General features: G+C 70.8%; 10 protein-coding genes. 4 read left to right on the top strand and 6 right to left on the bottom strand.

The window, feature by feature from the left end:
• Positions 1–95 precede the first annotated feature (95 nt).
• Complete coding sequence (locus tag FF041_RS33775) at positions 96–707, bottom strand: hypothetical protein (protein ID WP_153526269.1); 612 nt, start codon at positions 705–707, stop codon at positions 96–98.
• Positions 708–960: 253 nt separating this feature from the next.
• The gene (locus FF041_RS33770) at positions 961–2757 is read right to left on the bottom strand and encodes a protein kinase domain-containing protein (protein WP_153526268.1); all 1797 of its coding nucleotides are present in this window, start codon (positions 2755–2757) and stop codon (positions 961–963) included.
• A 348-nt stretch (positions 2758–3105) separates the two neighbouring features.
• Between FF041_RS33770 and FF041_RS33765 the strand changes: the two genes are divergently transcribed.
• Positions 3106–4683: a protein kinase domain-containing protein gene (locus FF041_RS33765; RefSeq protein WP_153526267.1), complete on the top strand. Its 1578-nt coding sequence runs from the start codon at positions 3106–3108 to the stop codon at positions 4681–4683.
• A 104-nt stretch (positions 4684–4787) separates the two neighbouring features.
• Here the strand turns inward: FF041_RS33765 and FF041_RS33760 are convergent, their stop codons facing one another.
• The 3 genes from FF041_RS33760 to FF041_RS33750 all read right to left on the bottom strand — a co-directional run bounded on the left by FF041_RS33760 (position 4788) and on the right by FF041_RS33750 (position 7147).
• Entirely contained in the window at positions 4788–5801 is a 1014-nt protein-coding gene (locus tag FF041_RS33760; protein WP_323371554.1) for a phosphotransferase, read from the bottom strand.
• Positions 5802–5816: 15 nt separating this feature from the next.
• Entirely contained in the window at positions 5817–6326 is a 510-nt protein-coding gene (locus FF041_RS33755) for a pyridoxamine 5'-phosphate oxidase family protein (RefSeq protein WP_323393483.1), read from the bottom strand.
• A gap of 155 nt (positions 6327–6481) precedes the next feature.
• Positions 6482–7147, bottom strand: coding sequence for a response regulator transcription factor (locus FF041_RS33750; protein ID WP_323371552.1), 666 nt, complete (start codon positions 7145–7147; stop codon positions 6482–6484).
• A 362-nt stretch (positions 7148–7509) separates the two neighbouring features.
• Here FF041_RS33750 and pdhA point away from each other — a divergent pair, with 362 nt between their 5' ends.
• From pdhA to FF041_RS33735, 3 genes are read left to right on the top strand one after another with little or no spacing between them, the layout of a single operon-like run.
• Positions 7510–8658: a pyruvate dehydrogenase (acetyl-transferring) E1 component subunit alpha gene (gene pdhA, locus FF041_RS33745; protein WP_323393480.1), complete on the top strand. Its 1149-nt coding sequence runs from the start codon at positions 7510–7512 to the stop codon at positions 8656–8658.
• 2 nt (positions 8659–8660) lie between these two features.
• Entirely contained in the window at positions 8661–9641 is a 981-nt protein-coding gene (locus tag FF041_RS33740; RefSeq protein WP_153526266.1) for an alpha-ketoacid dehydrogenase subunit beta, read from the top strand.
• Between the two features lie 29 nt (positions 9642–9670).
• Positions 9671–11089 (top strand): dihydrolipoamide acetyltransferase family protein, encoded by a 1419-nt coding sequence (locus FF041_RS33735; protein WP_153526363.1) that lies wholly within the window; start codon positions 9671–9673, stop codon positions 11087–11089.
• Between the two features lie 160 nt (positions 11090–11249).
• On the opposite strand, the gene FF041_RS33730 is transcribed toward FF041_RS33735, so the two are convergent.
• Positions 11250–12188, bottom strand: a complete 939-nt coding sequence (locus FF041_RS33730) for a D-alanyl-D-alanine carboxypeptidase family protein (RefSeq protein WP_153526265.1) — start codon at positions 12186–12188, stop codon at positions 11250–11252.
• Positions 12189–12328: the final 140 nt, after the last annotated feature.

The following is a 12328-nucleotide window of genomic DNA, read 5'->3' as shown; positions in this document are numbered from 1 at the left end:
CCCAGGGGGGCCAACCGCCGCGAGGCGGATCTCGCGGGGTCCGTCGCAAGAGGGAGACCGGGCGTCGGAAGGAGGACCGCGGAGGGCGGAGCGGGTCAGCGCCGTCTCATCCGTACGCCCAGAAAGCCGATCCCCAGACCCATCAGAGCCATTCCGATACCGAGCGAGAGCGGTGAGATCTGGTGGGCGACGGGCGCCGGAGCCGCCTGTGACGACCGCTGACGTGCGGCGGCGGGGACCGGCGGGCTCGGCGGGGGCGCTTCCGGTTCGAGCGCCTCGCCCCAGTCGTCCGTCCCGGCCGCAGCCTCCGGCCCCTCGGGGTCCCAGGGGTCGTACGGCCATGCGTCGGAAGGCTCCGCCGGGGCGGCGGCGGTGGCGGACGCGGACGCGGAACCGGGACGGGATCGTGACATGGAGGCCGTCGCGGACGGGGTGCGCCCTCCGCCGGCCGCGTCCGCCGCGGAGGGGGAGCCGCTCGGCGTCGCGGAGGCGAGCGGAGTCTCCCCCGCGCCGACGCTCGCCGGGGGCCGCCCGGGGCGGGGCCGCCCCACCCCGGCCGGATGCCCGGCGTAGGGGGCGGAAGCAGTCGGTCCGGCGGCTGTGGGGCCGCCGGACTCCTCCGCGTACGCGTACGGGGCGGTCAGCAGCGTGACCGAGGCGACCGAGGCGACCGAGATCGCGCACCGGGTGCAGAGTCCTGGAGTCACCGGGGGACCCCCTCCCGTACCGAACGTGTCGAACGTGTCGAACGTACTGAGCATGTCGGCACACCGGCGTACCGGCGTGCCGAACACGCGGACACGGAGACCGCGGTACGTGGAACGCGCCGCACCCCTGTGCCGATGGAGTCAGCGTCACATGACGTGATGAATCCGGCATCTCAGAGAGAAGCGGGCAATCCATCGCAGGCAGACGGGCAGGCAGGCGCGCACGCCCGGCAGGGCCGCGGCGCCCCCGGGATCAGCCGGACCTGCCGGTGGAGACCTCCAGCGAGAACTCCTGGTCCCCCGGCGTCACGGCCGCGCCCTCGACGGGGAACTGCCGTACCACCGCGTCCTTCGGCCACTGAGGGTTGTCGACCTCGGTCACCTCCCAGGTCCAGCCCGCCGCCCGCAGACACTCCTTGACGGACAGCACATCCCGGTAGCGCAGGCTCGGGGCCCGCACCTTCGACGGATCCGTACTGTCCTCGAAGGGGTCCGTGCACTTCGACGTGGAGATCGTCCGGCTCCGGTCCGGCGGCAGAGCCGCACCGTCCGCGCCGATCGCCGTGCCGCCGCCCGGCTCCGCGGAGCTGCTCGCCGTGCCGCCCGTGCGCGGGCTCTCGCCGCCGTCGCCGCCTCCGATCGCCTGCGTCACCGCGGCGACGACCCCGATCGCCAGCGGCACCGCCAGGACCCCCGCCACGACGAGCATGATCTTGCGGCCCCGGCTCTGGCCCCGGCCCCCGCCGCGCTGATCCGGCGGCGGAGAGACGGCGTACGAGGGCGGTGTCACCGGCCCGGACACCCCGGACACCCCGGACACCCCGGACACCCCGTACGCGTACGCGGGCGCGGGCTGCGGCGCGAAGGTCCCGGTGCCCTGCGGATAGCCGTACGGGAGGCCACCGTGCCCCTGACCGGCAGGGACTGGACCCGGAGCGTCATAGGGCCCCGGCTGATAGGGCCCCGGCGCCGCCGGGGGCGGGGACGGCGACGGAGGCGACTGCGGACCGGCCGGATGCGACTGGGGAGGGATCGGATGCGAGTGCGACTGCGCGGGCGTCGGCGGGAAGACCGCCGACGCCACCCCCGAACCGCTAGCCGCCGGGCCCCCGCCGATGATCACCGGAGCGGCGGCGGCCTGCCCCGCGCCCGCCGCCCGCGCGCACTCGTCCCGCATCGCCGCGGCGCTCGGGAATCGCTCGTCGGGGTTCTTCCGCAGGGCCCGCGCGATCAGCGCGTCCACCGCCGGGGTGACCGAGCGGTTGATCGTGGAGGGCGTGGCCGGTTCCTCCTGCACATGCGCGTACACGATCGCCAGCGGCTCGTCCGCTTCGAACGGGAGCCGCCCGGTGAGCAGCTGGAAGAGCATCACGCCGACCGAGTACAGATCGGAGCGCGCGTCCACCGCGCGTCCGAGCGCCTGCTCGGGTGAGAGGTACTGCGGGGTGCCCACCACCATGCCGGTCCGGGTCATCGAGGCGCCGCCCGACCGCATGGCCCGCGCGATGCCGAAGTCCATGACCTTGACGACGCCGCGCCCGGTCAGCATCACATTGCCGGGCTTGATGTCCCGGTGCACCAGACCGACCTCATGGCTGGTCTCCAGCGCGGCCAGCACATCGGCCGTCACCTTCAGCGCCTTCTCGGCGGGCATCGCGCCGTACCGCCGTATGTCCTCGTGGAGCACCGAGCCGAGCGGCTGCCCCTCCACGTACTCCATGACGATGTACGGCATCGGGGCGGAGCCGCTGGGAGCGGCCCCGTGGCCGCCGGAGGAGACGGTGTCCTCGCCGGTGTCGAAGACCGAGACGATGTTGGGATGCGACAGTTTGGCAACGGCCTGGGCCTCGCGCCGGAACCGCTCCCGGAAGGACTGCTCGCGCCCCAGCTCCGTATGGAGTGTCTTGATCGCGACCTGTCGGTCCAGCGCGGTGTCGTACGCCAGGTGGACGGAGGCCATACCGCCTTCGCCGAGCAGACCGCGCAGCTGATACCGGCCACCGGCCAGAGACCCGCCCGTATAGCGGTCCTGCGCGCCGTCCTGGCTCATGGCTGCTCTCTGTCTCCCTGTCTTCCTCGGCACGAAGACCGGACCGGCTTGTACGGGCGGTCCGGTACGTTCCGGACGCCGGCGGTCCGCGGCGGTCGCGGCCACCGCTCAGTGATCTCTGTGACGGGGCAAGTCTGCCTGAGGGGTACGACACGTCAAGCCGGGTAGCCGTTCCGTGACCGTAAGCACGCTTACGCCCGTCGTAAGCGTCACAGCTGTGCCACGAAACGTGCGTGGCCGTGCTCACAGCGCTTCGACGGCCGGTCCATCTCAGCCAGGGCTGTCCTACGAAGGCTGTAGCGTGATGCCTCACGGCTCCTGAATACTCAGATACGACGGCGAGGACTGATGGCACCCGAACCCGAAGCCGGCAGCGGCGTGCCGGATGCGGCGGACTCCTGGGGCGCCGGCGGACTGGTCGGCGACGGCCGGTACCGCCTGACCCACCGCCTCGGACGCGGCGGCATGGCCGAGGTCTTCGCGGCGGAGGACGTCCGGCTGGGCCGTACCGTCGCGGTGAAGCTGCTCCGCGGCGACCTCGCAGAGGACCCCGTCTCCAAGGCCCGCTTCACCCGTGAGGCGCAGTCGGTCGCCGGGCTCAACCACCACGCGATCGTGGCGGTGTACGACTCCGGCGAGGACGAGGTGAACGGCCAGGCCGTCCCCTATATCGTCATGGAGCTGGTCGAGGGCCGCACCATCCGCGATCTGCTGATCAACGCGGACGCCCCGCCGCCCGAGCAGGCGCTGATCATCGTCTCCGGAGTGCTCGAAGCGCTGGCCTACTCCCATCAGCACGGCATCGTGCACCGGGACATCAAGCCGGCGAACGTCATCATCACCGACTCCGGCGCCGTCAAGGTGATGGACTTCGGCATCGCCCGTGCCCTGCACGGCGCGTCCACGACGATGACGCAGACCGGCATGGTCATGGGCACGCCTCAGTACCTCTCCCCCGAGCAGGCGCTGGGCAAGGCCGTCGACCACCGTTCCGATCTGTATGCGACCGGCTGCCTGCTCTACGAACTGCTGGCGCTGCGGCCCCCGTTCACCGGTGAGACCCCGCTCTCGGTGGTCTATCAGCATGTCCAGGACATGCCGCTGCCGCCGTCGCAGGCGTCGGACGTGGTGCCGCCGGAGCTGGACGGGCTGGTGATGCGCTCCCTCGCGAAGGACCCGGACGACCGGTTCCAGAGCTCCGAGGAGATGCGCGGCCTGGTGCAGTACGCCCTCCAGATGCTTCAGCAGCAGGGCAGCCACAACGGCAGCTGGAACACCGGCTATGTCCAGGCCCACGAGGCGCCCACCACGGCGCTGGGCATGGGCATGGCGGGGGCCACCGCCGTCCACCCCGTGCACGGGGACACCGCGCAGGGCCCGATACTGCCCCCGATGAACCCGAACGACGGGGGCTACGACGGCTCCCACCCGGGCGGTGGGCGGCGGCGCGGCCGGAGCAAGGTGTGGCTGGTCGCGGCGCTCGCGCTGGTGGCCGTGGTGGCGGGAGTCGCCTTCGCCCTCCGCGCCGGGGAGGACAAGCCCTCGACGCCCAAGGAAGAGACCACGCAATCGGAGACTCCGAAGAAGAAGAAGTCCTCGGAGCCCCCGAAGGAGTCGGAATCGCCCTCGGACGAGCCGACCCAGGACCTGCCCGACCAGGGGCAGCAGCCGACGTTCCAGCAGTCGCCGGACCATCCGGTCCAGGAGAGTCCGTCGGAGGCGCCGACGAGCGACACCTCGCCGAGCGAGTTGCCGAGCGAGCCGACCGAGCCTTCGGACGACACGTCCACTCCGGCCAGTGAGCCCCCCGAGGGCGGCGACGCGGGCGATCCCGGCGGCGAGCCGGGCGATCCCGGCGGTGGTGAGGCGGGCGAACCGGGTGCCGGCGACCCCGAGGGCAGTGAGAACGAGGGCTTGACCGGCTGAGCAGGGCAGGGGCCGGGAGCCTGACCTCGGGCCCTCGGGTCGGGCCCCGGAGCCTGACTCCGGGCCCTCGGGCCGGGCCCGGGAGCATGGCCCCAGCCCCCAGGTCAGGCCGTGAACGCCTCCCGTACCGCGTCGTACTCCCGCGTCCACCACACCGCCAGGGCCGACACCGCTGCGAACTGCGGGTCGGCCCTGCGGTCGTGGAGCTGATAGCGCCAGCGCAGTATCCAGAAGTCGTTGAGGCGCTCCCACCACACCCGGTGCACCGCCGCCGCCAGTTCCGCCGGATCCGCGCCCACCGCGCGGCGGTAGGCCCGTGCGTACGCCCGTACCTTGGTGAGCTCCAGCTCCCCGGCGGGCTGGACGAAGAAGATGGCGGCAGCCCGCACCGCCTCCTCGGCGCGCGGCTGCACCCCTAACCGGTCCCAGTCGACGATCGCGGCGGGCTCCGCGCCCCGGTAGAGCAGATTCAGCGGATGGAAGTCGCCGTGCACCCAGCCGCCCGCCGACGCCGGGGGCGGTCGCCGGTCGGCATGCCGTTCCAGCAGCGCCCGGCGCTCCTGCAGCCGGTGCTCGGCGAGGGTGTCGAAGGGATCGTGGGGGCTCGCCGACCGGGCCAGCGCGAGCAGCTCGTCGATCAGGGTGAAGGTTTCCCCGGGGTCGGCGCTCTCGTGCTTCCGCTCGTCCGCGCGGCGTTCGGTCCGGTGCATCACCCGTTCCAGACAGGTATGGACATGGCCGAGCAGGGAGCCGAGGCGGCGGGACTGGCGCGCGGAGAGATGCGCTCCGTCGCGGTGGCGGCCGTCGACCCAGGGGTGCAGGGCGTAGCAGTGGCCCCCGATCACCGCGACCGTGTCGCCGTGGGCGTCCGCGACGGGCGGGGCGACGGGCACCCCGAGCGCCTGAAGACGCAGGGTGGCGCGGTGCTGGCGGACGATGGTCTCGTGGTCGCCGTCGAGATGGTGCTTGAGGAAGTACGCGCCATGGGTGGTGGCGAGGCGGTAGCCGCGGTTGAGGAGCCCCTCGGTGACCCGCTCACAGGAGAGCGGTTCGCCTGGATCCTCGTAACGGCGCAGCAGAGCACCGACCGGCGGCGCGATGACAGATGAGCGCGACACTTACCAAATGATAGATCACTCAGAGTGCTGGTTCAGCTGCTCTTCGAGATAGTCCAAGGTGTGGACGGTGGCGAACTGAGGTTCGAGACGCATATAGACCGGTTCGAACCGCTCGCCGTCCGCGCGCAGCGGCTCGTCGCCGAAGAGCAGCAGTTCGTCGTCGGTCGGCTGGACTATCTTCGCCATGCCCGTGCACTGCACGGACCACATCGTCCGCCCGCCGGAGTCGAAGCTGTCCGCCCCATAGGCCACGACGCTGCCGTTGCAGGCCCGGTGGTAGCCGAAGCCCCGGTGGATGCGGAGCACCACCCCGCAGCCGCGCACGATATGCCGGGCCGGGGCCACGAAGGGCATGGCCCGCATGCTGGTCGCCAGCCGGCCGTACGAGACGCGGCCGAGCAGCTCCATGGCGTACGGCCCCTCGGCGTCGGCGGCGGGGGAGACCGGACCCGCGGCGGCACGCGGGGAGAAGCCTGAGGCGATGCCGCTGACGGCACCCATGGCGCGGAGTTCCTCGGTGGGCATGGGGACCACTCTCGATGAACGCCGCCGGTGAGGGAAGGGGCCGCCGCCCCTCGTCAACGGGGACGTAAGTCCCGCCCCAATGCCACCGACCGCCGGAGCCCTGACCGGCCACCCGCGGCCGGTCAGTGGTGCTGGCGCTCCGCCTGTACGGCCGGTCAGTGGTGCTGGCGCTCCGCCTGCATCCGGGCCACGAACGCCGCGGCCTGCGACCGCCGCTCCATCCCCAGCTTCGAGAGCAGGCTGGAGACATAGTTCTTGATGGTCTTCTCCGCGAGATGCAGCCGCTCCCCGATGGCCCGGTTGGTCAGCCCCTCGCCGATCAGATCCAGAATCCTGCGCTCCTGGTCGGTCAGGCCCGCCAGCCGGTCGTCGCCCTTCGGGGTGTTCCCGTGCCGCAGCCGCTCCAGTACGCGCGCGGTCGCCACCGGGTCCAGCAGGGACTTGCCCGCCGCCACATCCCGTACCGCCGAGAGCAGTTCATTGCCCCGGATCGCCTTCAGCACATACCCGGAGGCTCCGGCCATGATGGCGTCGAAGAGCGCCTCGTCGTCGGCGAAGGAGGTGAGCATCAGGCAATTGATGCTCTCGTCGCGGGAACGGATCTCCCGGCAGACCTCGACCCCGCTGCCGTCCGGCAGCCGTACGTCCAGCACCGCGACGTCCGGCCGGGTGGCCGGAATTCTGACCATGGCGTCCTCGGCCGTGCCCGCCTCGCCGACCACCTCGATATCGTCCTCGACGGAGAGCAGCTCATGGACTCCCCGCCGGACGACTTCATGGTCATCCAGCAGGAATACGGTGATTTTTCCTTCTTCGCGCACGAATGCAGTCTCACACACTGGCTCTTCCCGTGCCCGGGGTGGCCGGGATAACGTGCCGGTGTCCTCGGCGGCCCGCAAGGTCGTGACCAGCGCTGTGACCAGGGTTGTTCCCCTATTTCTCGATTTACTTGGAAATCCAAGCAAAATCGCAGGTCAAATGGGGTTTCGCAGGAATGTGCCGCACTGGGTAACGTGCTTTTTGACAGGGTCTCGTCGGGGACGCCTGTCACGCCCGATTCCCGGACGGCGCACACACCCCGTGCGCGGACCCGGGAACGGGCGAGCCTCTCCCTGTTTTCGGACAGGGGCGACCCCAGGCTCCCGGCGAACCCGGGGGACCGGACAGACGGAGGAGCACGCACGTGACCGTGGAGAGCACTGCCGCGCGCAAACCGCGACGCAGCAGCAAGCGGGTGAGCGCCGCGAAGAAGCCGCAGAGTGCCGAGCCCCAGCTCGTACAGCTGCTGTCGCCCGAGGGCGAGCGCGTAGAGCACCCCGACTACGACATCCAGCTCAGCGCAGAAGAATTGCGCGGGCTGTACCGGGACATGGTCCTGACCCGGCGTTTCGACGCCGAGGCCACCGCTCTCCAGCGCCAGGGGGAGCTGGGACTGTGGGCCTCGCTGCTCGGCCAGGAGGCCGCCCAGATCGGCTCCGGCCGGGCGCTGCGCGACGACGACTATGTCTTCCCGACCTACCGTGAGCACGGCGTCGCCTGGTGCCGCGGGGTCGACCCCACCAATCTTCTGGGCATGTTCCGGGGGGTGAACCACGGCGGCTGGGACCCCAGCGTCAACAATTTCCACCTCTACACCATCGTCATCGGCTCCCAGACCCTGCACGCCACCGGATACGCCATGGGCGTGGCCAAGGACGGCGCGGACTCGGCGGTCATCGCCTACTTCGGCGACGGGGCCTCCAGCCAGGGCGATGTGGCGGAGGCGTTCACCTTCTCCGCCGTCTACAACGCGCCGGTGGTGTTCTTCTGCCAGAACAACCAGTGGGCGATCTCCGAGCCGACCGAGCGCCAGACCCGGGTGCCGCTCTACCAGCGCGCCCAGGGCTATGGCTTCCCCGGGGTGCGGGTGGACGGCAATGACGTGCTGGCCTGTCTGGCGGTGACCCGGTGGGCGCTGGAGCGCGCCCGGCGCGGGGAGGGGCCCACGCTGGTGGAGGCGTTCACCTACCGGATGGGCGCGCACACCACGTCGGACGACCCGACGAAGTACCGGCACGACGACGAGCGGGCGGCCTGGGAGGCCAAGGACCCGATCCTTCGGCTCCGTACGCATCTGGAGCGCGAGGGCCACGCCGACGACGCGTTCTTCGCCGCGCTGGAGGAGGAGAGCGACACGCTCGCCAAGCGGGTGCGGGAGGCCGTACGGGCCATGCCCGATCCGGATCCGCTGGCGATCTTCGACAATGTCTACGCGGACGGGCACGCGCTCGTGGACGAGGAGCGCGCGCAGTTCGCCGCGTACCAGGCGTCCTTCGACGGGGAAGGCAACTGATCATGGCCGCACAACAGCTTCCCCTGGCGAAAGCGCTCAACGAGTCCCTGCGCCAGGCCCTGGAGACGGACCCCAAGGTCCTGATCATGGGCGAGGACGTCGGAAAGCTCGGCGGGGTCTTCCGGATCACCGACGGTCTCCAGAAGGACTTCGGCGAGGACCGGGTGATCGACACCCCGCTGGCGGAGTCCGGGATCATCGGCACCGCGATCGGGCTGGCCCTGCGCGGCTACCGGCCGGTCGCGGAGATCCAGTTCGACGGGTTCGTCTTCCCGGCGTACGACCAGATCGTCACCCAGCTCGCCAAGATGCACGCCCGGTCGCTCGGGAAGGTCAAGCTGCCGGTCGTCGTCCGTATCCCGTACGGCGGCGGAATCGGCGCGGTCGAGCACCACAGCGAGTCGCCCGAGGCGCTCTTCGCGCATGTCGCGGGGTTGAAGGTGGTCTCCCCGTCCAACGCGTCGGACGCCTACTGGATGCTTCAGCAGGCCATCCAGAGCGATGACCCGGTGATCTTCTTCGAGCCCAAGCGGCGTTACTGGGACAAGGGCGAGGTGGACACCGAGGCCATTCCCGGGCCGCTGCACTCCGCCCGGGTGGTGCGCACCGGCTCCGATCTCACCCTCGCCGCGTACGGGCCGATGGTGAAGGTCTGTACGCAGGCGGCGGCCACGGCGGCCGAGGAGGGCAGGTTCATCGAGGTCCTGGATCTCCGCTCGCTCTCGCCGATCGACTTCGACGCCGTCCAGGCGTCGGTGGAGAAGACGGGCCGGCTGGTGCTGGTCCATGAGGCCCCGGTGTTCTACGGCTCCGGCGCGGAGATCGCCGCCCGGATCACCGAGCGGTGTTTCTACCATCTGGAGGCCCCGGTGCTGAGGGTCGGCGGCTTCCATGCGCCGTATCCGCCGGCCCGGCTGGAGGAGGAGTATCTTCCGGGCCTGGACCGGGTGCTGGACGCCGTCGACCGCTCGCTCGGGTACTGAGGAGAAGCGCTGTGATCCGCGAGTTCAAGATGCCCGATGTGGGCGAGGGGCTGACCGAGGCCGAGATCCTCAAGTGGTACGTACAGCCCGGTGACACGGTCACCGACGGGCAGGTGGTGTGCGAGGTCGAGACGGCGAAGGCGGCCGTCGAACTGCCGATTCCGTATGACGGGGTGGTGGCGGAGCTCCGCTTCCCGGAGGGGACGACGGTCGACGTAGGCGTGTCGATCATCGCCGTCGACACAGGCACGGGTGCGGGTTCGGGGGCCGGGAAGGCCGCTGAGGAGCCCGCCGCCGAGGCCGCCGAGGGCGCGTCCGACGCGGCCCCGAAGGGTCGTCAGCCGGTGCTGGTCGGCTATGGGGTCTCCGAGGCGTCCACCAAGCGCCGCCCCCGCAAGACCGCGCAAACCGCGCAGACGGCACCGGCCCAGGCCCCGGCTGCCCCGGTCCGCCCGCCGCTGCCCCCCGCCCAGCTCCCCGGACAGGCCGCCGCCCAGGCGAGCGCCGCGCTCCAGTCGGAGCTGAACGGCCATGGGACTGGGACCGTCACCGCCGCCCGGCCGCTGGCCAAGCCCCCCGTACGCAAGCTGGCGAAGGACCTCGGCGTCGATCTGGCCTCGGTCACGGCGACCGGCCGCGACGGCGTCATCACCCGCGAGGACGTCCACGCCGCGGTCGCGCCCGCGCCGGTCGCGCCGGCCGTCGCCGCACCGGTGGCGCCCGAGCCCCTCGCGGCCGGGACGACGGCGCGCGAGACCCGTATCCCGGTCAAGGGGGTGCGGAAGGCGACGGCCGCGGCCATGGTCGGCAGCGCCTTCACCGCCCCCCATGTCACGGAGTTCGTCACCGTCGACGTGACCCGGACCATGAAGCTCGTCGAGGAGCTCAAGTCCGACCGGGACCTGGCCGGGCTGCGGGTCAATCCGCTGCTGCTGATCGCCCGGGCGTTCCTGGTCGCGATCCGGCGCAATCCCGGCGCCAACGCCTCCTGGGACGAGGAGCTGCAGGAGATCGTCCAGAAGCACTACGTCAATCTGGGCATCGCCGCCGCCACCCCGCGCGGTCTGATCGTGCCGAACGTCAAGGACGCCCACGCGATGACCCTGCCCGAGCTGGCCGGGGCGCTGGGCGAGCTGGTGGCCACGGCCCGGGAGGGGAAGACGACCCCGGCGGCGATGCAGGGCGGCACGGCGACCATCACCAATGTGGGCGTCTTCGGCGTCGACACCGGAACCCCGATCCTCAACCCGGGGGAGTCGGTGATCCTCGCCGTCGGCTCCATCAAGCCCCGGCCCTGGGTCCACAAGGGCAAGGTGAAGCCGCGTCAGGTCACCACCCTCGGACTGTCCTTCGACCACCGGCTCGTCGACGGAGAGCTGGGCTCCCGGCTGCTCGCGGACACCGCCGCCGTACTGGAGAACCCCAGGAAGCTCATCACCTGGACCTGATGAGCCGCCCGCACGCAGCCGCCCGCACGCCGACGGCCGCCCGCACGCAGCCGCCCGCACACGAAACGGCCGGGGCCCGTGACACTCTCCCTGTCACGGGCCCCGGCCGTCGGGTCGCACGACGTCTCAGCTCGTACGACGTCTCAGTTCGTACGACGCCTCAGTTCGGCGAGGTCTCCGGCCGCAGCGTGCGCAGCTTCAGGGACTTGGCGTCATTGGAGCCGAAGCCGTAGTCCATCAGCTTGGCGGCGTCATTGAAGCGGTCCTTGCCGTTGAGGATCACGCCGACATAGGTCTTGGAGCCCCGGGTGGCCGCGAAGACCAGACAGGGTCCGGCCTTGGAGCCCGTACCGGTCTTGACGCCGACCGTGCCCCGGTAGGAGCCCAGCAGCGTGTTGCTGTTCTCCCAGCTGTAGGTGCGGGTGCCGCCGTTGGCGGCGGGGGCCTTGCCGGTGTAGAACTTCTTCTTCACCACCGCCCGGAATATCTTGTTCTTGAAGGCGTGCTGGGTGAGCTTGGTCAGATCGCTCGGGGTGGTGTAGGTCTTGCCGCCCGGCGAAATGCCGTCGAAGGAGTCGAACTTGGTGTCCTTCAGCCCCAGCGAGGCGACCTTCTTGTTCATCATCCCGATGAACGACTTGGTCCGCTCGGACCTGGTCGAGCCCTTGCCGAGGGCGTCGGCCAGGGCATACGCGGCATCGCAGCCGGAGCGCAGCATCAGCCCGTGGAGCAGCTGGCGGACGGTGACCCTGTCACCGGTCTTCAGATCCGCGGTGCTGCCCTTCTCGCGGACGATGTAGTCGCGGTACTCCTGCTTGATCGTCACCTTGCGGTCGAGATCGACGCCCTTGAGGGTGAGCACCGTGAGCGCGGTGGCGATCTTGGTGGTGCTGGCCATCTCACGGCGGGTGCCGTTGCCCTTGGAGTAGAGCACCTTGCCCGTGTCGAGATCCATCAGATAGCCGCCCGCGCCGCTGATGGACGGCTTGGGCTTGGCCGCGGCCTGGACAGGCGCGGAGAGCGGCGAGACGGTGAGCAGCAGTCCGCTCGCGAGGACAACAGTGGCGACTCTGCGACCGCGCGTGTTGTTGAGTATCAAGGAAATGCTCCGTAGTTGGCGGGTGCGCCGTCAGTGTCCGGGGGGTACGGCTGAGCATAGGCCCCCCGGGGATGAGGACGAGCGATCGAACCCGAAAGATGCGCTGCCGACCCCAGAAGATGAGTCAGGGTGACGCGGAT

Origin of the sequence: Streptomyces jumonjinensis (assembly GCF_009600885.1) — a bacterium.
Taxonomy (GTDB): domain Bacteria; phylum Actinomycetota; class Actinomycetes; order Streptomycetales; family Streptomycetaceae; genus Streptomyces; species Streptomyces jumonjinensis.
Note: the sequence above shows the minus strand (reverse complement) of the source record. Positions and strands in the feature narration are given on the sequence as shown.